Here is a 23,880-nt window from a genome sequence, read left to right as displayed (position 1 = left end):
TGCATGACTTTCACGGTTGGGGTGTGGAAGTGCAAATTTGATAATTCGGTCTTCACTACAGAGAATTTACCATAGAAAATTCAAACTTCTACTATTAATTAAATTTCTTTTCACTTTATGAGCAAAAAAAGATGGCTCATAGTGCTGCTATACGCCGTACTTTGTAGCCAAAGACTGTTTGCCCAGACGCTTGACAAGAGAGTTTTGGGCATTAACGAAATGTTCCGTCTGGCAGACGAGAACAGTCAGAGTATTCAAACGTATAAAACGGGGGAAGAGGCAGCCAAAGAAGCTTTGAAAGCTGCCAAGTCACAACGTTTACCGGACATAGGGGCTTCACTTTCATTCAGTTACCTGGGTGACGGATATTTGTGGGACCGTGATTTCAAAAACGGGCAAAACATTCCTATGCCGCACTTCGGCAATAACTTTGCTTTGGAGGCACAGCAAGTGATTTATGCCGGTGGAGCCATCAACAGCAGCATTACTCTGGCAGAACTCGGGCAACAAATGGCTGCATTGGACTGGCAAAAGAACCGTCAGGAGATCCGTTTTCTTCTGACCGGCTATTATCTGGATTTATATAAATTGAATAACCAGTTGCAAGTGTTACAAAAAAATCTGGACCTGACGGAACAGGTGATCCGCAACATGGAATCACGCCGTACGCAGGGAACAGCTTTAAAGAATGATATCACCCGTTATGAACTGCAGAAAGAGACGCTTAAACTGCAACTGGCAAAGGTGCAGGATGCCTGCAAAATTATGAATCACCAACTGGTGACTACGCTACACCTGCCTGCCGGAACAGAAATCGTCCCTGATCCTACCTTGTTGGATGAGGAAGTAAAAGCACTGGCAGAAAACGACTGGCAAATGATGGCGGCCCAAAGTAATGTCGGCCTGCAACAAGCCCAGCTGTCTGTACAAATGAGCGAGCAGAAAGTAAAACTGGAACGTTCGGAACTGCTTCCCAAAATTGCTCTTGTAGCCGGAGAGCATTTGGACGGTCCTATCACGATTGAAGTCCCGGTACTAGATAACAACTTCAATTACTGGTATGTGGGTGTCGGCATAAAATACAACCTTTCTTCTTTATTCAAAAATAACAAAAAAGTACGTCAGGCAAAATTGAACGCACGCAGAGCACAGGAAGAATATTCATTGGCACAGGAACAAATAGAAAACGGAGTTCAGGCAAATTATGTCAACTTCCTCACTTCTTTTACTGACTTACGTACGCAGGAGAAAAGCGTAGAACTCGCCGACCAAAATTATAATGTTATCAGCAACCGCTATAAAAATGATCTCGCTCTGCTCACCGATATGCTCGACGCCAGCAACATGAAACTAAGCGCCGACCTCGGTCTGGTCAATGCACGCATCAACTTGATATATAGTTACTATAAAATGAAATATATCACACATACCCTATAGATTTTACGATTAGACAATTTGGATTGTAAATTAAGAGAATGAAATTACTTACTGTTTAAAATATAAATGATTATGATAGCTAGAAAAACCCAGAAGATTATATATAATATTGTGATAATCTGTCTTCTTATCGGTGGTATCACCTATGTTTGTTCCCGGTTCATTCACCTTGGAAACATTGAATATACTGATAATGCGCAGGTGAGACAACATATCACGCCAATCAACACTCGTGTTCCGGGGTTCATCAAAAAAATCTGTTTCGACGAGTATCAGCAAGTACACAAAGGCGACACGCTCCTTATCATCGAAGATACTGAATTCCGCCTCCGTGTGGCACAGGCAGAAGCTGATTTAGCTAATGCTACCGCAGGACGGCAAGCCACTACCGTCGGCATCGCCACTACTCAAAACAACTTGAGCGTGAGCGACGCAAGCATTGAGGAAGTGCGTGTACAAATGGAAAATGCAAGACGCGAACTGAATCGTTTCGAAAAATTATTGCAGGAAGATGCAGTGACAAAACAACAATATGACAACGTGCATACAGCTTACGAAGCTGCCAAAGCCCGTTATGAACAGGTGTCACGAGCTAAATTGTCTACATCTTTAGTGAAAAGCGAGCAAACCCATCGTTTAGGACAAAATGAGGCAGGTGTCCGCCTGGCAGAAGCTGCATTAGAGCTTGCCCGTCTGAATCTTTCTTATACAATCATCATTGCTCCATGTGACGGTACCACAGGAAAGAAAGAAATTTTGGAAGGCCAGCTGGTACAGCCGGGACAAACAATGGTCGACATCGTAGACAGCAGCGACCTGTGGGTAATCGCCAATTATCGCGAAACCCAGCTTCCGAATATCAAGGAAGGCGCAGAAGTGGAAATTACAGCGGATGCTGTGCCAAACATAACATTCAAAGGAGTAGTAGAATCTATTTCCGACGCAACAGGAGCAGCTTTCTCTATGATTCCACAAGATAACGCCACCGGTAATTTCGTCAAAGTGGAGCAACGTATTCCCGTACGTATCAGTCTGAAAGGAAACAAACCGGAAGATTTGAAACGTATGCGTGCAGGCTTCAACGTAGAATGTGAGGTGAAGTACTAACCGCTTCAACCCTTTATCGTTTTAATTATCAATTGCTTTAATTTTTAATTTCTAATCTTTAATTTTTATGAGCGCTCCTGTTCTGAACGGTCCTTTCGTTATGCCAATGTTCCGCAGCTTCGTACCGCGGAGGATGCAGCCGTGGATTTATCTTTTCATTGCCGTCACCTTCCAGTTATCGGGCGGTGTCTATCTGGGTGCATTGAATCAGATGATCGGCAGCATGGCACTGATGCGTGAGGATATTTTAATGTGCATGTACGCTAATCTGGCAGGTATGGCGATCTATTTCCCGTTATTGTTTCGCATGAAGTTTCGTTTTACCAATAAAACCCTACTCACGTCGGCAGCATTGGGAGTCTTACTCTGTAACTTGATAGCTCCACATATCACCTTCCTCCCACTGTTGTGGCTGATCTGTTTCATCGAAGGAATGTGCAAAATACAGGGAACTTTTGAATGTATGTCCAACATTCAGTTATGGATGACCCCTAAACGGGATTTCACGGTTTTCTTTCCCTGGCTTCATATTGTAATTCTGGGAAGTATTCAACTGTCCGACCTGATTACGACTTATTTAATGTATCACTACCACTGGACATATATGAATCTGTTCATCGCCGGATTAATGCTGATCGTCCTGCTGATTCAGTTTACCTGTGTGAAACATTTCAGGTTCATGCGTAAATTTCCCCTGTTCGGTATCGACTGGCTGGGTGGAGTGCTCTGGGCCGCCTTATTAGCGGAAATCGCCTTCCTCTTCAACTACGGAGACTGGTATGACTGGTGGAACAGCCCGGTAATCCGCCAACTGACTATCGTGATTTTCATCACTTTGGGTATCTGCATTTGGCGTATGATGACAATCCGCCATCCTTTTCTCGAACCGAAGATGTGGACTTATCGCCACTTTTGGTCCTTATTAGGACTAGTCACATTAGTGGAAGCGTTTCTTGCAACCGAGCATGTATTAGAAGAAGTCTTCTACGAAGAAGTGATGAAATATGAAGAACTGGTCAGTTCACAACTCGACTGGTTTGCCATTATCGGTATCGTTTGTGGTTGTGTATTCTCTTATTGGTGGATGCACATCAAACAATACAACTATGTGCGCTTGATTATTGTCGGCTTCGTTGGGCTGATCGGTTATCTGATCGGTTTTTACCTGACTCTATCTACTGATATACATATTTCACAACTCTACCTGCCAACGGTATGCAGGGGATTTGCCTATGCTGTTTTAAGTGCCACTTTCATGGTGTGTCTGGAAGAAACCATGACGTTCCAGCATTTCTTTCAGGGGTTAAGTGTATTCAATATGCTGCACATGGTAGTTGGCGGTGTGTTGGGTTGTGCAGTCTATGCACAGGGATTGGCCTATTATGTTCCGGATAACCTGGCTCGTTACGGTTCGGCCATCGATCATGTGTCTTTCAGTAGCAATCCGTTTAACCTCGGGCATTATATGGAAGAGTTTATCAGTCAGATGATGGAAATAAGCATCAAACAAATTTATGGCTGGGTGGCTTATGCCTGTATCTTCCTTTTCCTATTATTATTGCTTTATGATTTTCCGGTTCGCCGTTCATTGAAAAGCATACCAAGTTGGAGAGACGTGGCAAGAGAGGTAAAAAACACATTTTGGCGGACAACGCATACACCGTCCGGAAAAGAAAAATAAAAGATAACCTATCCACCTATTGACTATATAGCACTACATCATAAAAAGGATAGTTCATACCGATTCATTACGAAAACCAACTTTCGAAAAGCACCGGTGTAAACTATCCTTTTTTCAGACCTGTTCTTTATTATATCTTTATAAAGATCCGCTTTTTGTACAAGACCCACACAATCAAATAATTGAATCCAATAAACAGAAGTCCGTAAATCAGAGAGGCCAAATAAGCGTCGGGAAGAATGAGCCGGATGGAGGCATAAATCCTCCCTTGCAGACTAATTCCACTAACTGTGATAACCTCGAGTAGAGTAGCCAACACGCCGGCCACCACATAGATGAACAACGGATTCGTGCCAAAAACATGGAAAGGATACGCCCATTTCTGTTTTTTACGAATATCAATAAGCCAGGTGAGAAGCACAAGAAATAAAGAAGCAAAACCACAGGTTACCAAGACAAAAGTCGGACTCCATACCTTTTTATTCAACGGGCAACCGTAACTAAGCAACCATCCGGCAAATAAAAGAACAATACCAAGTATGGATATCTGTAACAACCGATGATGAATTTCTGTCTTCTCCCGCAAGATATTTCCGCAGAAATAACCTATTATCACTTGCGCAATACACGGCAAGGTACTTAACAGCCCTTCCGGATCGAAAAAGATACGTCCGCCGTCCGGCAACCACTCCCGGTACAGATGAGTTTCTCCGAACAATGTTCGGTCTGTAACGGCAATAATATTCTGCTCGGATAGTTCAAAGCCGTGCCCCAAAGCCAATAGAACAGCATAGCCTATCAGAATAATCGCGGAGATCCATGCCAGATTTGCCGGACGCCGGACACTCATAATCAACAAGGAACCAAAGAAGTAAGCTAACGCCAGTCGTTGCAACACACCTAGAATACGTATCTGTGAGAAAGGCTGTTCCACCCCCGCACACACCAACGAAAACCAGGAAAGAAAAAGTCCCAACAAGAATAAAATCACTGTGCGCCGCACCAGTTTGGTGATAAAACTACGGCTGAAGTGATGGTCGAACCTGGATAAAGCAAAGCTCATAGAAACACCCATGATAAACATAAAGAATGGGAAGACCAGGTCTGTCGGTGTCAGTCCGTTCCATTCGGCATGGCGCAAGGGCGCATAAACAGACTCCCACGTACCGGGGTTGTTCACCAAAATCATTCCGACAATGGTGATTCCCCGAAGCACGTCTAATGAAAGTAAACGTTCTGATTTCATATCATTCTGATGATACCGGGATTAAATAAATCCCGGTTTGGTGAAGTAAAATCCATTCTCATTCAACCATTTAACATGCCATTTCAGGCGATTGGTGAAATCAATCCAGTTGCGGTCACTTCCCCACGCCAATTCTGAAAAAGCCTGAAGAGAAGGGAAAACATGCTGACCGAACTTCCGCTCATTAGGAATCATTTCCGTCCAGACACAGGCTTGGAAGCCTAATACATTCTGCTTCACAATATTAGGAAACTGGGGTTCGAACTCGAAGTTATACAAAGAGCTTAATCCTTCGTCCGAAGGCGTTGCGCTCAAATAGAAACGAGACCACTCCATAAATACAATCGGATAACCTTTCTGGGTAATCTTTCCCGGCTGGTCGGGCAGCCAGTCACGCCAATAGGTATAGATCAGGTCTTGTGGATCTTTCTCAAGAAAAGCATCGTCCCATCCCATCACTTTCTTACCTTTACCCTTCACATAATTCGTCATTATCTTCACAAAGCGGTTTTGCAATTCATCCACTTTCTGATAACCTTCCTGTTGCATCAACTGCTGACAGACTTCACACTGCTCCCAGTTATCCTTTTCTACCTCGTCAGCCCCTATATGAAAATATTCCGAAGGGAAGATTTCGACCATTTCATCAATGATAGATTGCACAAACTGATAGTTTTCCGGGCGGGAAGGGCAAATAGGATAAGAAAATTCTTCTCCCCAACCAGCTTCTCCCGTACACGACAGTTCGGGATACACTTTGATAGCCGCCGAGAAATGCCCTGGCATATCTATTTCGGGAATAATATCAATACCTCTTTCCAATGCGTAACTCACCAAGCCTTTCATCTCTTCTTGTGTATAATGACCACCATATTGCGAACCATTTCTCACAAAACGAGGATCTATCTCGTAGTTATAATCTTGTTGGGAAAGTTCTACGCATCTCTTGTCATACTCGTCGAAGTCACGCCAGCTTCCTTCCTGCGTCAGTAAAGGATATTTTTTCACTTCGATACGCCAGCCCTGATCGTCGGTCAAATGCAGGTGGAGCTTGTTTATTTTGTAGAAAGACAAACAATCTATCACCTTTTTCAGATAGTCAACCGTAAACATGTGCCGTACCACATCGATATGGAATCCGCGCCAGTCGTATTTGGGAGCATCCTTTATATCTACCATCGGAAGATATTTCGAGTTTCCCAAAGTGAAGAAATTAGCTTGTTCGAGTGCTTGCCTCAACGTTTGGATTCCCCAAAGAAGTCCGGTTTCCGTTGAATAATAGATGCAGGCTCCCTCTTTGGTTACGGTCAGACGATAGGCTTCTTTAGCCAGATCAGATTCTTGTTTCACCCGGATAAAGGCATGATCGTTGGAAGCGTCACTCGCGGAAAGAGACAGTTTCTCTTCCAGCGTGGATTTCAACAGTTGTGACGTAGAAGCCGGAATATTCTGGCTAACAGTCACATTCTGCGGAAGAGTGACCACCGATTCTTTATAATCAACTCTTTCCGGCAAAGGCATTACCGACAGGCGGGTCGGTACCCGTTCCGGATACCCTCCATTATCATTGTCATTGCACGACAATGATGTGATCGCACCTATTCCCAACAGGAATAATATACCGCCTTTTTTTATCTTATCATAGTTCATAACTTGTCTACTTTTTGTGGATTAATTTACTTTGAGAGTGCTTGTCACACTTTCTTTGTTTAAATAAAACAGTTTAGCTTTCACAACCGAAGCATCACAGGTTATGGGAGCTTCCCAAAGTGCTGAATCACGAGTTGGTTCCGCTCCATCGGTCGTATAGCGTATCTCCCCTCCCCGGATGGGGGTGTTGGCATAAAGCTTGCCTTCTTTGATGCAAAGTCCGGGATGAGGCAAACGGAAGTTAATGTTTCGGGACGCCCAATGGGGCATTTCCTTCTCACTCGCTTTCGAATAGAACAGAGCCAGCGCTTTGTTGAAAGCCAGCTGTTCTTTCTCTCCTGCCAGCATACTCCAAGCGGGAAAAGCATTCCACCCGCGTTCTACCAGTCCGAGGATTTTAGGAAAGGTATAATATTCCACCCACTTGAAATCACGGATCGTTTCTGCAAACAGTTGCGCTTGTACTCCTTGGATACGCTCCTTGCCGGATGCGGTCAAAACTGTTTTTCCTCTTTCCGAAATACCTAAATCGACCGGATTACCAGCCATATCAGTACGCGAAGAGCGATAGATGTGATATGGAAGCATGGAAAAGCCTTTAGATTCATCCACATATCCGGCCCACGAGAGCCCTCTTTCATCGGGGTGAGCATCATAGGCCAAATCCAGATAGAAGTTGTTCACGTTGCAGAGGATCACCGGATAACCTTTGTTGGCTACCTGATAAGGTATTTCGTCCGCTTCCCATTCGGGAACAGTATTCCAGCAATATATTCCTGCCGCAAGCCTGTTCAAATGACGGTCGGTAGCTTCCGAATGTCCCAACGCTGCTTCCTGCCAGCCACTGAACCGCACATGATATTGTTGCAGATAGTCTGCCATCTTCGTGATGTAGTATTCAGACAGTTCATGCGCACTCGTCATTCCATGTTCATCCATAAATGCCCGACAGACAGGCGAACCCATCCAAGCTCCATCAGGCACTTCATCGCCTCCCAAGTGAATGGTAGTCAAAGGTACCTCCGCTTCTTCATACATAGCAATCAGCTCACGAATCACTTTTTCCATAAACCGATACGTGGAGGGCAATGCCACATTCATCACGTTATCCGTATAAGACTGTGCGGAAACATAGCGGGAAGTATCTTGCGCGTCACTCAACAAATATTCGACGGCCTTTTCAGGATCGGTGTTTATATATTTATGATAACGTGCTTTCATGGACACAATTGCCGCCCGTGCATGCCCCGGAGACTCTATTTCCGGGATCACACGCACATGTCTTTGAGCTGCATAACGCAATAAATCTATAAACTCTTCACGAGTATAATACCCGTTGCCGGAGGTAGGCGCAGACGGATCATAGTTGCCATCGTAGCCCGGATACAAACATTCCAGTTCATCCGTGGTGTGTCCTCGACGTGCACCGACCGAAGTCAGTTCTTCCAGACCGGGAATCTGAAGACGCCAGCCTTCATCATCCGAAAAGTGGAAATGCAGCACGTTCAGTTTATAAGAAGAGATAGCGTCTATCAGTTTCTTTAATTGGTCTGCCGTCGTGAAGTTTCTGGCAATATCCAACATTTGTCCGCGATATGGCAAGTCGGGGTAGTCACGGATAGATACAGCTTCCAAACGGAACGGTTTCTCTTGTCCTTTCAAGAGAGAGAGCAAGGTTTGCGTGCCATTGAAAATGCCGTGTGACGTAGGAGCTGAAATATTGATCAGACTATTTCCTGTGTCCATCCGATAGTATTCGTCATTCGCAGCCGTCTCCTGTTGCGGCAAATAATCCAGATGAACCGTTACCGGTGCTTCGGAAATGACTTCCAACCCATAGAGTGTTTCCAACTTTTCTTTCAGCAATCCTGCTTCGTTGGCAAAATCGGGATGAAAAGTAAGTTTCACCTTATTTTCTATGGTAACGTTTTCTTTACCGACAGCCGGAAACGCTTCCTTTACTGACGGGAAAATATCAGTTTGTTGCAACTTGCCAGTAGTCTCTAACGCCAAGTTTGAAGCATATATTTTATCAGGTGCAGGATACCAGCTTTCCGCCTCCATTCCTTGCAGCGGATAGATAGTCAGCCCGACAGGCAAGGGAGTACCTTGCTTGCCGCCTGCCTGACTCACCCAGTAAGTACCTTCGGGAGCATGTGACAGTTTTTTCAGTCCGTTGGTACAACAGAACGTCACAATCAGCGAGTCTCCCGGTGCCAATGGCTGGAAGTTTTCCGCCGGATACATCCGGAAGAAGTTCGCATTTACTACCTCTACCTTGACCGATGCAGATTCGTCTTGAAGAATCTCACGAGGCAACTGCGAATAATAGATGATCCAGTCCTTTCCCAAAGGAGCATCTGATATATTCTTCAGAATAAATGAGTTCTCATAGTAGCCGGGCTGCACTTCGGCAGCTCCCATCTCCCAAGTCAATGACACGGGGGCTTTCGCCCCGTCAGCCGATTTACAGCCGGTCATGAACAACAGGAGACACAGACTTCCCCCTATCGTATATAGTATATTTCTCATAGGCTTTCCTATTTTTCTATATATCACTCTTTCAGACATTAATCACTCAATCGTTCGATGTGCAATGTTTCTTTGCCTACTCCCTGCGAAGTATCGAAAGTCAGACGGTAATAGCCAGGTACGAAGCCGTCGCCACTCGTTATTCCATTGGAAGCCGATATTTCAATTCCATCCGTATCACCGGACAACGAACCTGCTTGCAACTCCATACCTTTATTTTTATTCCATTGCAAATCGCTGTAAATTTCGATTTCGAAAGACTCCCATTTATGAGTATTACTCAAATATACGGTAGTCTGATACTTCTGTTCACCAATCGGGACAATATATCCTAACTGCAATATATCTTCCATATTCCAGCCATCATTGGTATCATAATCCGTATTCCAGATAGGAGCACTAGTGAATCCATGTCCAGCCAGCCAGAAGCAAGCAGGTGCCACATCGCCCATCCGGGCAACCCAAATATAGTTATATTTAGAAGAATAATAGATTTCCCAAGTACCTGATTTGCGCAGGAAGGTAAACTTACCATTGTCCGGATTATAACTAAAGAAATCGCGGTTGTAAGCATGTTCCACATCTTCAAATCCACTCATTTCAAATTCTTCACCTTGAGTAAAGCTAATCTGGGCACGGAAAAGTCCTTCACTGGCTATCAACTCGGTTTCTTTAATTTTCAGGTTCTTCTGGAAACCGACGACACCCAATTTAAAAGTCATCACGTCGAAAGTGATCTGTTCAACAAACCAATCCCGGTAATCAAAGGCAAAGCTGGGTCCCGACGCTTCAATAAGGACAGCTGTATTACTCTTTTCAGCAGCTCCCCAAATCAATTCCGCATCGTCCAATGATTCCGTAGTGGAGATTTTTCCAGTCAGCTCCATCGGATAGCCCTCTTCCGAGCCGGAAACTTCCGTAAGATACAGATAAGGATTCTCTGCGCTCCGGGTCATTTCTACCACCTCACCATTATAGTGAAGATAGAGCACTTCCGGAATCTGTGGACGGACGATATGAAAATCAAACGTTTGAGAGACTTCACTACCTTCCACATTGATGGCAGTCAATACTACTTTAGCTTCCTGGTTCTCTTCCAAGTCAGCCTCAAACGGGATATAAATTCCTTTCTCAACAATCGACACATCAGTGCCTTTCGTACGGATCGACTGCGAACTTACCAGGGTTTCACCTACCATCAATTTCACTTCCAACGTAGACAAAGGAGTCTCCGGATCGTGAATTTTTACAGAGAAATAAAGAGAATCAGCTGCAGGAGTCTGATCGGTAGTCGAGAATTGTAGTCCTGATAGTTCAGGACATGAATATGGATACTTCACCCGACCATCTTCTTCGCTACATGAAGCCAGCCAGCAAACGGTTAGCCCCAGCAGCCATAAAAACAGATTATTGTGTTTCATCATTTTTTCTTTTAAAGTTTTACGTTCCTCTTTTCATTAATAACCTTCATTTTGAGTCAGATTGGTATTTTTATCTTTCTCTCCTTGAGGAATCGGCCACAACTGCCGGAAAGCCTGCAAACCTGCAAACAGCAATCTGCCATCTTTGTCTTTATGTTTCTGCATCACTTCCAGCAAACGGTTATTACGTACCAGGTCAAACCAGCGCTGACCTTCCATATACAACTCCAATTGACGTTCATTCTCTACCGCCAAGCGGCCCCTAGCCTGTCCCATATTCTCATCTAGAGAAGAGGGAGCAAAACCCGCACGTTCTCTAATGCCGTTTACGATTCGAATCGCTTCCGGAGTGCGGTCTAACTCTACCAGTGCTTCGGCTTTCAACAGGAGTATATCCGCCAATCGCATCAGAATAATGTTGGAAGTCTTCTCGCGAATCTTATAAGACAACGGATAACTGTCCGCCGGCCAATAGGTGTCATAAGGAACCGATTTCCAAAGGATACTGGATGCATAACGAGTATCTTTCTCCTTGTCGAATTTAGCAACCAAGTCATGAGTAGGCGTACAATAACGTCTCCAGGTCACCGAGCCGTCGTCTTCTTTCAGCAACACCCAATAAGCCCAGTTGGGAGCATCGGAGGTGTAATAGACTTCAAAGATACTTTCTGAAGAGAATTTCTTGTCAGGTTGCCACAACTCATCAAAGTTGCCGACCAGCGTATAACCCTCTGCTATCACTTTGTCGCAAGCCTCAACCACTTTGGCATAGTCGCGTGTTGATTTCTCTCCTCTGGTTGCCAACACCTTGGCACGCAAAGCATAAGCGGCGCCTTTGGTGGCCTGGAAAACTCCTTTATTTTTGCTTGCCAGATAACGAATGGTATTTTCTTCGTTCAGATCATCCAGTATCTGATCGTAGATTTTATCTGCGACAGAGCGTTCCGGATACATCACCGGATACCATTTATCCAGATTCTCGGCTGTAATGGTCGGAATCAAATCCAACACCATCGGAGCGTCTCCCCATAAACGGACGATATCAAAATAGGCCCATGCCCGCAAGAATTTTGCTTCTGCGATAACCCGATTACGCTCTTCTGCTACGGTAGAGGCAGGATCCATCATTTTCGTATTTTCAATCACACTGGTTGCAGTGCCCGCCATTGAATAATACTGTGACCAGACCAATTCTACCTTATAATTGGTAGAGGTTAGTTTCAACAGATCAAATTCTTGTTCGGCCACACCGTCTCCACCAATATAGCAATTATCGGACTGAACATCTCCGATGGTATAATTTTCCGACTGGAATATATCTGCCTTAAAGCTTTCATACACACCTTGCAACTCGGCTTGCGCATCTGCCAGACTTCCGTATTTAGACTCCTGATCTTCCGTTCCGGTACCCTCCTGCATAAAATCCGATTGCGGTTTCTCATCCAGAAAATTACTGCATGAAACGAATAAGACACAGAGTACGACATAAGCTAACTTTATTATGTTTTTCATTTTCGCACCTATTAAAATTCAACATTCAAACCAAATATTACCGCCCTCGATTGAGGATAAGTACCATAGTCCACTCCTTGAGCAACGGAGTCACCGCCAAAAGCATTTACTTCAGGATCGTATCCCTTGTATTTTGTCAATGTGAAAAGATTTTGTCCGGTGACGTAAGCCTGCAACCTGGACAAATGTATTTTATTCAACCATTTCTTAGGGAAATTATAGGATAAAGTGACTGTTTTCAAGCGCAGATAAGATCCGTCTTCTACAAAACGGGAGGAGTTGTGATTGTTCTCTGTATTACCAACGCGGGGGACATTGGTAATCATACCCGGTCGTTTCCAACGATCCAATACACGAACCGACTGGTTTCTAAAGTCAGTCATACCTTCCATATCGATGCGTGACGCATTAAAAATCTTATTGCCCTGACTTCCCTGCAAGAAAACAGACAGGTCGAAGCCGGCATACGAGAATGTATTCGTCATACCGTAAATGAATTTAGGCTGGGCATTTCCCAAGGTAGTGCGATCTTCCGGATCGATAAAGCCGTTACCATTCAGGTCACGATAGATGATATTTCCAGTTTCCGGATCGACGCCTTCCGATATATATCCAAAGAATGTTCCCAATGGAAGACCTTCTTTCAGGATGACAGCTTTCTCCTTGGATTCATACATTTCAGCATAATAATAGACTTTATTTAAGCCGAGCTTCGTCAACTTATTCCGGTTGAAAGAGATATTGAAATCAGTATTCCACTGGAAGTTACCTTTAAAATTCTGGGAAGAGACAGTGAACTCCATACCTTTATTCACCATTTCGCCATCGTTTCTTGTCACACTGCTTGGCACTACATTCTCCGGTAGGCTGACTGTCAGTAATAAGTCGGTTGTTTTTTTGTAATAAGCGTCCACCGAGAAGGATAAACGAGAATCAAACATTGTCAGGTCGAGACCCAGATTCCACTGGCTTGTTTTCTCCCAAGTCAGTTCTTTATTGGCTGCCGAACCGGGTCTTATGGCAAGTCCCGGATATAAATTACCTTCTGAAACCGGTAGTTTACTAACACTCATGGAAGCCATGTAAGCGTAGTTTCCAAAACCGCCCTGGTTACCGTTCATCCCCCATCCGGCGCGTAGCTTCAAATCGGTTACGATGTCTTGCAAAGGTTGCATAAACTTTTCGCTTGAAATTCTCCAACCTGCCGAAACAGAAGGAAAAGTACCCCAACGGTGTCCCGGAGCAAAACGGGAAGAACCGTCGGCACGGAAGTTGACCGTCAGCAAATAACGGCTGTCATAATTGTAGGCTATACGACCCAAAAAAGAGGCCAGCGTCCATGCGGAGGCAGAAGAACCGCAAGCGTCCTTATCCAACTGATTGGCGGCACTGATAGAATGAATATCGGGATAGGACTCTGCCAGATCAAAACCAGCCATCCAGGATGCGTTATATTGCGCACGCTGTTGGGTGGCTCCTCCCAAGAGTGAAAAGTTATGCTTGTTGAAGGAACAATCATAGGTTAGCAAATTCTCAAAAAGCCATTCGAAATTTCGTGAGAAACTCTCTTCCACACGTCCTTTTGTACCGCGTCCGTCCGAAGTTGAAATCGGGTCCAGATAATAATCCCAGTGTTCATTAGTCAGTTCAATGCCAAAAGTGGTTTTGAATTTCAGACCTTTGTATATGTCAACCGTAAAGCCAAGTGAACCATTAATATGATCTGTATTTGTGTTACTGTCTGCAGCATTGGCAGCCAGCGGATTCAGAATACGTGCACCATAAGCCTGTTCGTCGTATTCATTCGGATCATACGGGTTCCACTTCTGCATAAACGGAGGAGTATTCACTACGGACAAGATGGAACCGGCACGCAAAGAACTGCGGCTTTCGTTCACCCACTGTCCTCCTGTATGCGAATATGCAAAGTTAAGTGCCATCTTTAACCATTTTGTCTGCTCACTATCCAAATTCGCACGAAAATTATACCGGTTAAAATGTGCTTTCTCCACAATACCTTGTTCGTCGGAATAACCTCCGGATACAAAATATTGTAATTTTTCGGTTCCATTTGCCACGGATAATTGATAGTTCTGATTAACGCCCGTACCGAAGAATAAATCAGTCCAATCCACATAGCGTGTTTCATTTTCAGGGATATTGGGAGCAACGTCCGAAACAGCTTTCAAGTCTTTCATCAAGTCTTTATATTGCTCTGTATTCAAGGCATCTATCTTCTTCCCTAATTTAGAAAAACCCACATAAGCACTCATTTTCACCTGTGGCGCACCGATCTTTCCTCTCTTGGTCGTAATCAACACCACTCCGTTTGCCGCACGTGCTCCATAAATAGCTGCAGATGAAGCATCTTTCAGGATTTGCATACTTTCAATATCATTCGGACTGATATTCGAAATATCATCCGACGGCAAACCATCTACCACATACAACGGCTCATTAGATGCCTGCACCGAAGTAGCACCTCTCACCCGGATGGTTACCCCGGAACCCGGCATACCCGATGGCTGCACGACTTGAATACCGGCTGCTTTTCCCTGAATGGCTTGTGCAGCTGTCATGATCGGACGTTCTTCAATATCTGCCGTAGAAACCACTGATACTGCCGTCGTAATATCTTTCCGTTTCATAGAACCGTATCCCACCACGACAACTTCTTCCAGCACTTGCGAATCTTCACTCAAAGACACATTATATATGCTCTGTTTATTGACCGTGTGAGACTGGGAAACGTAACCGATATAGGAGAAACTGATTTTTGCCCCTATGGGAGCTTCCAAAGAGAAACGTCCGTCGATGTCAGTAGCGGTCCCAATATTCTCCCCTTCCACTCTCACGGTAACACCAATCAAAGGTTCCCCCCTCCGATCGGCTACAACACCGGTTATTGTTTTCTTATCTCCTTTCTGGGAGGTGTTTTGTTCGGTTTTCAGGGTAAGCACTACTTGCTTGCCCGATTCTATCTTATAACTAATAGGTGACCCTTTGAAAACTTTTTCTAAAACCGAATCGATGCTTTCATTGTCCACTTTCAATGAAATCTTTTGATCTAATCCGGGAAGCTTATCCGTATAAAAGAAGCTGTAATCAGCCTTCTTCTCAATCACTCGTATCGTCTGGCGTATTGTCTGATTTTTTACAGAGAAAGTGATCTGCGCACTTACCTCTTGAGACACAAACAACAAGATACAACAGAACATAACAAGCCTGAATATGATATGTAATTGTTTTCTCATTAGTAATTAGCTTTAAATTCTTTAAAATATAAGTCTGAAAATTAGACTTTTTATTATCTTTGTGAAATCATGAAACAAAAAGGATTCCCTTTCCCTTATCCGCATAAGGAAAAATTTCTTTTTTACTATCATGTATAAACCGTATTTTATTTCAGGGTGGAATTATGCTGCTACATAATTCTACCCTCTTTGTTTTATTATGAGGTGTCTTCCATAAATCGTCTTTTTTAGTTAATACTACTTCCAATTCTCACCGTATCTCCTTCTAACTCATAGGTCAAAGGATAAGTAAGGCTTATAATGTAAAATACATTATGCAAACTGCTGTTCCGGATGGTTCCGGAAAACGGCACATTCTTCAGCTTCTCCGAGTCAAACACGACTTTCACTCCGTACATCCGCTCCAACGTGGTCGCGATCTCTGCTAAAGGCGCTGAATTAAAAATCAACATATTGTTCCGCCAAAAGTCGATTTCCCGCAGATCCGAGATAGGCGATTTAGTAAATGTCTGCTTGTTCTTATGATACTCTACCTTTTCGCCGGGTTTCAACAAGGTGGCATTCGTTTTATTAGAAACCCTGACACTTCCTTCCGCCAGCAGTGTCGTGACGGAAAGATCGTCCCCATATCCCTTCACATCAAAGGTTGTTCCCAACGCTTCTATCTCCAAATCATTGCAACAGACGATAAAGCGCTTGTCTTTGTTCTTTGCCACCTCAAAATAGGCTTCTCCGTCTAAATAAATCTTTCGGTCGGATTTGTTATACTCCGCATCATAAGAAAGATGAGTAGCCGAATTCAACCAGACTTTCGTTCCATCAGGTAAAGTCAGGTTCGCTTTCTGCCCGTAATCTACTGCAACCATGAAAGGATCCTGTGATACCTTATTTATATGTCCTACTCCGAAATAAGTGGCCAGCCCCAAACAAACCGGTAATAATATAGTGGCCGCCACCTTATATATAATAGGTTGCCAACGCCGCTTCTTCGGATACAGAATTTTGGGTTCATCCAAATGCCGCTGCAGATGATTCCACATTTCTTCTTCCACTGTCTTATCTATTTCGACAGCTGCTTCTTTCCACATCTGCTCGCAAAGCGAATTAAACTCATCACGAATTCCCGGTTTGCGAATCCATTCAATAAGTATCCTTCTTTCTTCAGGAGAGGCCTCCTGCTTGAAGAATTTTTCCAATAGTACTATGTAATCGTGTTGCTCCATAATTTTCCTGTTCTATATATACTAGCCTTGAGAGACAGAAAAGGACTACAAGAAAATGAAGATAAGTTAGATATTAACTTTTATTAAAGGTTAAGCATTAGATATGGTGCAGGAAGAGAGAAACAGAAAAGGCAATCGTCCCCAGTTTGTCACGCAGGAAATCCAAAGAACGATGTACCTGTGTAGCAACGGTCTTTTCGGATATATCCAACTGTTCAGCTATCTCACGATAGTTCAGCCCGGATTTCCAGTAGAGCATAAAAACTTCCCGACGGGCAGGAGGCAGTTCTTCCAAAAGTTTCAGGATATATTCTTCTAAAAATAAATAATCCAACTCTTCATCTATCTCTACAGATTCGTCAGCCGATTCATTCGATAATTTATCCACATAATTTTGAAGCAGGAGTTCGCGCCTCACGTAATGATACACCATATTTCGGGATATTTTAAAAAGATACCCGCCAAAATTTCCATCCAAATCAATATTGAGCCGCTTCTCCCAGATTTGGAGAAAAATATCCTGTGTAATGTCCTTTGCCACCCCAGCATTGCCTACCATAGAAAGGACAAAACTGTAAATGCGAGCATTGTATGCACGATACAACGCTTCAAAAGCATTTTTATTTCCTTCCTTCAATAGTTGAAGTTGTTGGGTGGTAATCATTATCAAATAAAGTTAAATCATATATGGACTCAAAAATAACGAAATAACTAAAGCCGACAAGCAAAGCGCTTGTTAAAATTTCAATAAATCAATATCTAAGCTTTTAAAAAAGAATAGGATATAAACGCATAACCTATGTATATCATATCATAAATTCAGCCATTTTGCTATAAAATTAATAGAAATTACCAATCAACAGCTACAATTTCTAACTTTTATTCCTACATTTGCGGGCAATTGATAACTTATTAACAAATTACATAAATACCATGGCTAAAATAACGAAAGAAGCCGCTTTGCTCTATCATTCACAGGGCAAACCTGGCAAGATTGAGGTAGTGCCTACCAAACCTTATAGTACACAAACCGACTTATCACTCGCATATTCCCCCGGTGTAGCCGAACCATGTCTTGAAATTGAGAAGAACCCGCAGGATGCATACAAGTATACAGCTAAAGGAAATCTTGTAGCTGTTATTTCTAACGGTACAGCCGTACTCGGACTGGGCGATATAGGCGCCTTGAGCGGCAAACCTGTAATGGAAGGTAAAGGACTGCTTTTCAAAATCTATGCCGGTATCGACGTTTTCGACATCGAAGTAGATGAGAAAGATCCGGAGAAATTCATTGCGGCAGTGAAAGCAATCGCTCCTACCTTTGGAGGGATCAATCTGGAAGACATCAAGGCGCCCGAATGTTTTGAAATCGAACGTCGCCTGAAAGAAGAATTGGACATTCCTGTAATGCACGACGACCAGCACGGTACTGCTATTATCTCCAGCGCCGGTTTGGTAAATGCCCTGCAAGTGGCAGGAAAGAAAATCGAGGATGTAAAAATCGTCGTGAACGGTGCCGGTGCATCCGCAGTATCTTGTACTAAATTATATGTATCTTTGGGCGCGCGCCTCGAAAATATTGTCATGCTGGATAGCAAAGGTGTTATTAGCAAGACACGTACCGATCTGAACGAACAGAAAAGATATTTTGCAACCGACCGCACAGATATCCACACGCTGGAAGAAGCAATCAAAGGCGCGGATGTATTCCTCGGCCTGTCAAAAGGAAATGTGTTGAGCCAAGATATGGTACGCAGCATGGCTCCGATGCCCATCGTATTCGCATTGGCTAACCCGACACCGGAAATCTCTTACGAAGATGCAATGGCAGCACGTCCTGACGTACTGATGGCTACCGGACGTTCCGACTATCCGAACCAGATTAATAATGTAATCGGTTTCCCATATATCTTCCGCGGTGCTTTGGACACTCAAGCAAAAGCAATCAACGAAGAAATGAAGATTGCAGCCGTACACGCTATTGCCAACCTGGCAAAACAGCCGGTACCTGATGTAGTCAACGCAGCCTACCACGTAAACAACCTTTCTTTCGGTGCGGAATACTTTATCCCGAAACCGGTAGATCCACGCCTCATCACTGAAGTTTCATGCGCAGTGGCAAAAGCTGCTATGGAAAGCGGAGTGGCTCGCACAGAAATCAAAGACTGGGACGCTTACTGTGTTCACCTGCGAGAATTGATGGGTTACGAATCCAAACTGACCCGCCAACTGTATGATACTGCCCGCCGCTCACCGCAACGTGTCGTATTTGCCGAAGGTATCCACCCGAATATGCTGAAAGCTGCCGTTGAAGCAAAAGCCGAAGGTATCTGTCATCCTATCTTATTAGGAAACGACGAAGCTATCGGAAAACTGGCAGAAGAAATGGATCTTAGCCTGGAAGGAATTGAAATCGTGAATCTCCGCCACCCGAACGAATCAGACCGTCGCGAACGTTACTCCCGCATCCTTGCAGAAAAACGTGCACGCGAAGGATTTACATACGAAGAAGCCAACGATAAGATGTTCGAACGCAACTACTTCGGTATGATGATGGTGGAAACGGGGGATGCAGACGCATTCATCACCGGACTTTATACAAGATATAGCAATACGATCAAAGTGGCAAAAGAAGTGATCGGCATCCAACCGGGCTTCAAACACTTCGGTACCATGCATATCCTGAACTCCAAGAAAGGTACTTACTTCCTGACAGACACATTGATTAACCGTCATCCCGATACGGAAACATTGATTGATATCGCCAAACTGTCCGACAAAACAGTTCGTTTCTTCAATCACACACCGGTTATCTCTATGTTGTCATACTCTAACTTCGGCGCTGACACCGCAGGTAGCCCAGTGAAAGTGCACGAAGCAGTTGCTCACATGCAGGAAGAATATCCGGAATTGGCTATCGACGGTGAAATGCAGGTAAATTTTGCCATGAACCGCGAATTGCGTGATACCAAATATCCGTTTACCCGCCTGAAAGGTAAAGACGTAAATACATTGATTTTCCCGAATCTAAGTTCAGCAAACGCCGGTTACAAACTGTTGCAGGCAATGGACCCGGATACAGAATTCATCGGCCCTATCCAGATGGGATTGAACAAACCTATCCACTTCACCGATTTCGAAAGTTCTGTCCGTGACATTGTGAATATCACAGCCGTAGCCGTGATCGATGCCATTGTTGACAAAAAGAAAAGAGGAGTTAAATGAAGCGTCCGTTATCCAAATCACAAATAGTTTGTATCAGCCTGCTTTGGTTGGCGCTTTGCTATTTAGTTCTGACGAAAGCCGAACGAATTGACGGGATGACGATAGTAATGCTTGTCATTTCGGCAGCATTAGTATTTATTCCTGTTTATAAGTCGATCAAAAAGAACAAATAAATATCTTTTTTCCTATTTTTAATGCGATAAAATATCAATTTTGATGTTTTATCGCATTTTTCTTTATAAAATGTTTGCCAGTTCAATTTTTATCTTTACTTTTGCAACCGAAAATAAAAATCCGATGTACCCATATGCAAGTGTGTAAATTGCTATATAATACGAAAGCACACAGTCAAGCGGCACATTAGCAAATTGTCAAATTAGCACATTATTTTTATATCAACCAATTAAAGAAAAAAAAGATTATGAATGCAGCAAAGGTATTAGACGATCTGAAAAGAAGATTTCCCAATGAACCGGAGTATCATCAGGCAGTAGAAGAAGTACTTTCTACTATTGAAGAAGAATACAACAAACACCCGGAGTTTGATAAAGTAAACCTGATCGAACGTTTGTGTATTCCTGATAGAGTATATCAGTTCCGCGTGACTTGGATGGATGATAAAGGTAATATTCAGACCAACATGGGTTACCGTGTTCAGCACAACAACGCGATCGGTCCTTACAAAGGCGGTATCCGTTTCCACGCATCTGTAAACCTTTCTATCTTGAAGTTCCTTGCCTTTGAACAAACATTCAAAAACTCACTGACTACTCTGCCGATGGGTGGTGGTAAAGGTGGTTCCGACTTCTCTCCTCGTGGAAAGTCAAATGCCGAAGTAATGCGCTTTGTACAGGCATTCATGCTGGAACTGTGGCGTCACATCGGTCCTGAAACTGATGTTCCTGCCGGTGACATCGGTGTTGGTGGCCGTGAAGTAGGTTTCATGTTCGGTATGTATAAAAAACTGGCTCATGAATTTACCGGAACATTCACAGGTAAAGGCCGCGAATTCGGTGGTTCACTGATTCGTCCGGAAGCTACCGGTTATGGTAACATCTACTTCCTGATGGAAATGCTGAAAACAAAAGGCACTGACCTGAAAGGTAAAGTTTGTCTGGTTTCCGGTTCCGGTAACGTTGCTCAATATACAATAGAAAAAGTAATCGAACTGGGTGGTAAAGTAGTTACTTGCTCTGACTCTGACGGTTATATCTACGATCCGGATGGTATCGACCGCGAAAAACTGGATTACATCATGGAACTGAAGAATCTGTACCGTGGCCGTATCCGTGAATACGCAGAAAAATATGGTTGCAAATATGTAGAAGGAGCTAAACCTTGGGGTGAAAAATGTGATATCGCTCTTCCTTCTGCAACTCAAAACGAATTGAATGGCGACCACGCTCGTCAGCTGGTAGCAAACGGTTGTATCGCTGTATCTGAAGGAGCTAACATGCCTTCTACTCCAGAAGCTATCAAAGTATTCCAGGACGCTAAGATCCTTTACGCTCCGGGTAAAGCTGCTAACGCCGGTGGTGTATCAGTATCAGGTCTTGAAATGACTCAGAACTCTATCAAATTGAGCTGGAGTGCTGAAGAAGTAGACGAAAAGCTGAAAAGCATCATGAAAAATATCCACGAAGCTTGCGTTCAATATGGTACAGAAGCTGACGGATACGTAAACTATGTGAAGGGTGCTAACGTAGCCGGATTCATGAAGGTTGCTAAAGCAATGATGGCACAAGGTATCGTATAATCAGCGAAAGATATATAAGCTATAGTTTATTTAAAGACTCCCGCCTTCCGAAAGGAAGTGCGGGAGTTTTTTTATGCAAAAAAATAACAGGCAATACGTACATAATTCATAGTTATTATCTATCTTTAGATAGAAATTATCTGTTTGACAAGCAAGCAAAAGAAGCCTATCTTTGTTACATATTATAAACCCCGGATAAAAGAATAAAAAGGCGACAGTCTGTTTATACTTGTATCCGACTAAAAAATCCATTTATGGAAAAGAAAAAACTCACTGCTGCGAACGGTCGCCCTATCGCCGACAATCAAAATTCGCAAACCGCAGGTCAACGCGGGCCTGTCATGTTACAAGATCCCTGGCTCATTGAGAAGCTTGCCCATTTTGATCGTGAAGTGATTCCGGAAAGACGTATGCACGCTAAAGGTTCAGGAGCATACGGCACTTTTACCGTCACTCACGACATCACAAAGTACACCCGTGCCGCCATTTTCAGTAAAGTCGGAAAACAAACAGAATGTTTTGTCCGTTTCTCCACCGTAGCCGGAGAACGTGGAGCTGCCGATGCAGAACGTGACATCCGTGGTTTTGCCATGAAATTTTACACGGAAGAAGGTAATTGGGACTTGGTTGGTAACAATACTCCCGTATTCTTCTTACGTGATCCACTTAAATTCCCGGATCTGAACCATGCTATCAAACGAGATCCGAAAACGAATATGCGTAGCCCGAACAGTAACTGGGACTTCTGGACGCTCTTGCCGGAGGCATTGCATCAGGTGACTATCACCATGAGTCCACGTGGTATTCCTTATTCATATCGCCACATGCACGGATTCGGCAGTCATACTTATAGTTTTATCAATGCAGAAAATCAGCGTATCTGGGTCAAGTTCCATCTGCGCACCTTGCAGGGGATCAAGAATCTGACTGACCAGGAAGCGGAAGCAATTGTTGCTAAAGACCGTGAATCTCATCAGCGTGATCTCTTCGAGAGCATCGAAAAGGGCGATTATCCGAAATGGTTATTCCAGATTCAGTTAATGACGGAAGAAGAAGCGGACAATTATCGCATCAACCCGTTTGACTTGACTAAAGTATGGCCGCACAAAGATTTTCCTCTGCAAGATGTCGGTATCCTTGAACTGAACCGCAACCCGGAAAACTATTTCGCCGAAGTGGAACAGGCTGCTTTCAACCCGATGAATATAGTAGATGGTATCGGTCTGTCTCCCGACAAAATGTTGCAGGGACGTTTGTTCTCGTATGGTGACGCACAACGTTATCGTCTTGGAGTGAATGCCGAACAAATCCCGGTCAACAAACCTCGTTGTCCTTTCCACGCCTATCATCGTGACGGTGCTATGCGCGTAGACGGAAACTACGGTGACACTAAAGGTTATGAACCAAACAGTTACGGCGAATGGCAGGATTCTCCTACTATGAAAGAACCGCCTCTCAAAGTTACCGGTGAAGTTTACAACTACAATGAACGGGAATATGATGACGACTATTATAGCCAACCGGGCGACTTATTCCGACTGATGCCAGCTGAAGAACAACAATTATTGTTCGAAAATACAGCTCGTGCTATGGGAGACGCTGAACTATTTATCAAACAACGTCATGTACGCAACTGCTACAAAGCTGATCCCGCATACGGAACAGGAGTTGCCAAGGCATTGGGAATTGATTTGCAAGAGGCTTTGAAAGAGTAATCTGCTATCACTTTCCTCTACTGGTACTCCTTCTTCCTGAAGAAAGAGTACCAGTTTTCTTATACCCTATAAGGTATAATCCATAAATCCACAACCAGATTTATACCCAAAAGGGTATAAT

15 protein-coding genes are annotated in these 23,880 nt (G+C 43.7%); 7 read left to right on the top strand and 8 right to left on the bottom strand.

What is annotated here, in order from left to right; genetic code table 11:
* Positions 1 to 117: 117 nt before the first annotated feature.
* The 3 genes from I2I04_RS11970 to I2I04_RS11960 all read left to right on the top strand — a co-directional run bounded on the left by I2I04_RS11970 (position 118) and on the right by I2I04_RS11960 (position 4,225).
* A complete protein-coding gene (locus I2I04_RS11970) occupies positions 118 to 1,437 on the top strand; it encodes a TolC family protein (RefSeq protein ID WP_143257932.1) in 1,320 nt (439 codons plus the stop codon).
* 72 nt (positions 1,438 to 1,509) lie between these two features.
* Entirely contained in the window at positions 1,510 to 2,544 is a 1,035-nt protein-coding gene (locus tag I2I04_RS11965) for an HlyD family secretion protein (protein ID WP_143257931.1), read from the top strand.
* Between the two features lie 67 nt (positions 2,545 to 2,611).
* Positions 2,612 to 4,225: a hypothetical protein gene (locus I2I04_RS11960; RefSeq protein WP_195472513.1), complete on the top strand. Its 1,614-nt coding sequence runs from the start codon at positions 2,612 to 2,614 to the stop codon at positions 4,223 to 4,225.
* A 130-nt stretch (positions 4,226 to 4,355) separates the two neighbouring features.
* Here the strand turns inward: I2I04_RS11960 and I2I04_RS11955 are convergent, their stop codons facing one another.
* The 8 genes from I2I04_RS11955 to I2I04_RS11920 form a co-directional block, all read right to left on the bottom strand.
* Entirely contained in the window at positions 4,356 to 5,471 is a 1,116-nt protein-coding gene (locus tag I2I04_RS11955) for an acyltransferase family protein (RefSeq protein ID WP_195655104.1), read from the bottom strand.
* A 21-nt stretch (positions 5,472 to 5,492) separates the two neighbouring features.
* Positions 5,493 to 7,121, bottom strand: a complete 1,629-nt coding sequence (locus I2I04_RS11950) for a beta-N-acetylhexosaminidase (RefSeq protein ID WP_195655103.1) — start codon at positions 7,119 to 7,121, stop codon at positions 5,493 to 5,495.
* Positions 7,122 to 7,142: 21 nt separating this feature from the next.
* The gene (locus I2I04_RS11945; RefSeq protein WP_195655102.1) at positions 7,143 to 9,653 is read right to left on the bottom strand and encodes a family 20 glycosylhydrolase; all 2,511 of its coding nucleotides are present in this window, start codon (positions 9,651 to 9,653) and stop codon (positions 7,143 to 7,145) included.
* A 38-nt stretch (positions 9,654 to 9,691) separates the two neighbouring features.
* A complete protein-coding gene (locus I2I04_RS11940) occupies positions 9,692 to 11,077 on the bottom strand; it encodes a DUF5016 domain-containing protein (protein ID WP_195655101.1) in 1,386 nt (461 codons plus the stop codon).
* 33 nt (positions 11,078 to 11,110) lie between these two features.
* Positions 11,111 to 12,586, bottom strand: coding sequence for a RagB/SusD family nutrient uptake outer membrane protein (locus tag I2I04_RS11935; RefSeq protein ID WP_143257925.1), 1,476 nt, complete (start codon positions 12,584 to 12,586; stop codon positions 11,111 to 11,113).
* 11 nt (positions 12,587 to 12,597) lie between these two features.
* The gene (locus tag I2I04_RS11930; RefSeq protein ID WP_195655100.1) at positions 12,598 to 15,840 is read right to left on the bottom strand and encodes a TonB-dependent receptor; all 3,243 of its coding nucleotides are present in this window, start codon (positions 15,838 to 15,840) and stop codon (positions 12,598 to 12,600) included.
* A 227-nt stretch (positions 15,841 to 16,067) separates the two neighbouring features.
* Complete coding sequence (locus I2I04_RS11925) at positions 16,068 to 17,063, bottom strand: FecR family protein (RefSeq protein ID WP_195472502.1); 996 nt, start codon at positions 17,061 to 17,063, stop codon at positions 16,068 to 16,070.
* A gap of 97 nt (positions 17,064 to 17,160) precedes the next feature.
* Positions 17,161 to 17,727, bottom strand: coding sequence for an RNA polymerase sigma factor (locus tag I2I04_RS11920; protein ID WP_143257922.1), 567 nt, complete (start codon positions 17,725 to 17,727; stop codon positions 17,161 to 17,163).
* 269 nt (positions 17,728 to 17,996) lie between these two features.
* Between I2I04_RS11920 and I2I04_RS11915 the strand changes: the two genes are divergently transcribed.
* The 4 genes from I2I04_RS11915 to I2I04_RS11900 all read left to right on the top strand — a co-directional run bounded on the left by I2I04_RS11915 (position 17,997) and on the right by I2I04_RS11900 (position 23,759).
* Positions 17,997 to 20,288 carry an NADP-dependent malic enzyme gene (locus I2I04_RS11915; protein ID WP_195655099.1) on the top strand — a complete coding sequence of 764 codons (2,292 nt, stop codon included), beginning with the start codon at positions 17,997 to 17,999 and terminating at the stop codon, positions 20,286 to 20,288.
* The gene (locus tag I2I04_RS11910) at positions 20,285 to 20,461 is read left to right on the top strand and encodes a hypothetical protein (RefSeq protein ID WP_004317275.1); all 177 of its coding nucleotides are present in this window, start codon (positions 20,285 to 20,287) and stop codon (positions 20,459 to 20,461) included. Before I2I04_RS11915 ends, I2I04_RS11910 begins: the two co-directional genes overlap by 4 nt.
* A 248-nt stretch (positions 20,462 to 20,709) precedes the next feature.
* On the top strand, positions 20,710 to 22,044 hold the full coding sequence (locus I2I04_RS11905) for an NADP-specific glutamate dehydrogenase (protein ID WP_004317274.1): 1,335 nt from the start codon (positions 20,710 to 20,712) through the stop codon (positions 22,042 to 22,044).
* A 254-nt stretch (positions 22,045 to 22,298) separates the two neighbouring features.
* Complete coding sequence (locus I2I04_RS11900; protein ID WP_008641219.1) at positions 22,299 to 23,759, top strand: catalase; 1,461 nt, start codon at positions 22,299 to 22,301, stop codon at positions 23,757 to 23,759.
* The last annotated feature ends 121 nt before the right edge of the window (positions 23,760 to 23,880 follow it).

Origin of the sequence: Bacteroides sp. 1001136B_160425_E2, assembly GCF_015559655.1 — a bacterium.
Classification (GTDB): Bacteria; Bacteroidota; Bacteroidia; order Bacteroidales; family Bacteroidaceae; genus Bacteroides; species Bacteroides luhongzhouii.
The sequence above is the reverse complement of the archived record's forward strand: the minus strand, read 5'-3'. Positions and strand labels throughout refer to the sequence as shown.

Excerpts from the sequence above, each read along its gene's own strand:
- I2I04_RS11970 (WP_143257932.1), top strand. The coding sequence starts at position 118 with ATGAGCAAAAAAAGATGGCTCATAGTGCTGCTATACGCCGTACTTTGT.
- I2I04_RS11965 (WP_143257931.1), top strand. The coding sequence starts at position 1,510 with ATGATAGCTAGAAAAACCCAGAAGATTATATATAATATTGTGATAATC.
- I2I04_RS11960 (WP_195472513.1), top strand. The coding sequence starts at position 2,612 with ATGAGCGCTCCTGTTCTGAACGGTCCTTTCGTTATGCCAATGTTCCGC.
- I2I04_RS11955 (WP_195655104.1), bottom strand. The coding sequence starts at position 5,471 with ATGAAATCAGAACGTTTACTTTCATTAGACGTGCTTCGGGGAATCACC.
- I2I04_RS11950 (WP_195655103.1), bottom strand. The coding sequence starts at position 7,121 with ATGAACTATGATAAGATAAAAAAAGGCGGTATATTATTCCTGTTGGGA.
- I2I04_RS11945 (WP_195655102.1), bottom strand. The coding sequence starts at position 9,653 with ATGAGAAATATACTATATACGATAGGGGGAAGTCTGTGTCTCCTGTTG.
- I2I04_RS11940 (WP_195655101.1), bottom strand. The coding sequence starts at position 11,077 with ATGATGAAACACAATAATCTGTTTTTATGGCTGCTGGGGCTAACCGTT.
- I2I04_RS11935 (WP_143257925.1), bottom strand. The coding sequence starts at position 12,586 with ATGAAAAACATAATAAAGTTAGCTTATGTCGTACTCTGTGTCTTATTC.
- I2I04_RS11930 (WP_195655100.1), bottom strand. The coding sequence starts at position 15,840 with ATGAGAAAACAATTACATATCATATTCAGGCTTGTTATGTTCTGTTGT.
- I2I04_RS11925 (WP_195472502.1), bottom strand. The coding sequence starts at position 17,063 with ATGGAGCAACACGATTACATAGTACTATTGGAAAAATTCTTCAAGCAG.
- I2I04_RS11920 (WP_143257922.1), bottom strand. The coding sequence starts at position 17,727 with ATGATTACCACCCAACAACTTCAACTATTGAAGGAAGGAAATAAAAAT.
- I2I04_RS11915 (WP_195655099.1), top strand. The coding sequence starts at position 17,997 with ATGGCTAAAATAACGAAAGAAGCCGCTTTGCTCTATCATTCACAGGGC.
- I2I04_RS11910 (WP_004317275.1), top strand. The coding sequence starts at position 20,285 with ATGAAGCGTCCGTTATCCAAATCACAAATAGTTTGTATCAGCCTGCTT.
- I2I04_RS11905 (WP_004317274.1), top strand. The coding sequence starts at position 20,710 with ATGAATGCAGCAAAGGTATTAGACGATCTGAAAAGAAGATTTCCCAAT.
- I2I04_RS11900 (WP_008641219.1), top strand. The coding sequence starts at position 22,299 with ATGGAAAAGAAAAAACTCACTGCTGCGAACGGTCGCCCTATCGCCGAC.